Source organism: Streptomyces sp. NPDC058664 (assembly GCF_042716635.1).
Classification (GTDB): domain Bacteria; phylum Actinomycetota; class Actinomycetes; order Streptomycetales; family Streptomycetaceae; genus Streptomyces.
This window is the reverse complement of record NZ_JBHXRW010000257.1, coordinates 1-1,048: the sequence shown is the minus strand read 5'-3', so window position 1 is coordinate 1,048 and position 1,048 is coordinate 1. Positions and strand designations below refer to the sequence as shown.

General features: G+C 70.0%; 1 pseudogene. It reads left to right on the top strand.

From position 1 onward, the window contains the following. Window positions 1–1,048 (top strand): annotated as a pseudogene (locus tag ACFWUY_RS41985) (hypothetical protein); the annotation flags it as partial.

Here is a 1,048-nt window from a genome sequence, read left to right as displayed (position 1 = left end):
TCACCGCTCCGACCAGTACTCGCTCGGCTGCACGCTGTTCACGCTGCTTACGGGCGAAAGCCCCTTTCCCGCAGACAATCCCGGTGCGGTCGTCGCAGCTCACCTGACCAAACCGGTGCCGCGCGCCGCTGCCGTGGTCGGTGACCTGCCACCCGGAATCGACGAGGTGATCGCGCGGGCGATGGCGAAAGATCCTGCCGAAAGATTCAGCAGCTGTTCGGCCTTCGCGCACGCGGCGACAGCGGCGAGTGCATCCGGGACGCCCCAGCCTGCCGGTCACGGCGGCGGACTGGAGGGTGCCGTTGCGATGAGCGCACCCGGGACCCTCCAGCCGGGCGGTCAGGAACGTTGGTCGGCGCGCACGGAGGTGGGCGCGCCCGGTCGGACACTGATCGGTCCACCGGATTCTGCGCAGCAGCCGAGTGCGCAGCGCGCGACGGCCGCCGAACCCGTTAGCGGAGTATCTGTTTCGAGCGCCGGCTCCAACATGCCGACGACTCGCGCCGTGCCGCAGGTTCGGTCCGAACCGCTCGGGTCAGCTCGTCCGCATCGTGCGGTGTCCTCGCGGTGGCGGGTGCTGGCGGTGAGCCTGATCGTGCTCGCGATGGTCGCCGGGGTCGGCGTCATCGGCGTCGGCGCGATCTACTGGAAGTTTGTGCGCCCCAACCGAATGGCTCCAGCACCGAACTGGGGTGAGCACGCGTCGGTAGCAGCGGGCTTTACCGAGTTGATCCCGTCCGGACCGACCGGACGCGGCTGGCGGGAAGCCACCTGCTTCGCGACCCCGTCGCTGGTCGTGCTTCCCGGCGACCCGGCCCCACTGCGCCAGATCACCTGCACCGATGTCGACGGCCGCACCGCCTGGTACACCGAATTCCCGACCACCGCCGACGCCGACGCCTACCTCACCCGCCACACCACCGAAGACACCACCCGCGAGCTCCCCGGCACCAGCGTCACCGCCTACCGCCCCCGCGACCCCGCCGCACCGTTCACCCTCGCCGCCCGAGAACACAGCAACCCACTCAGCGCGAACACGGTCGTAGAG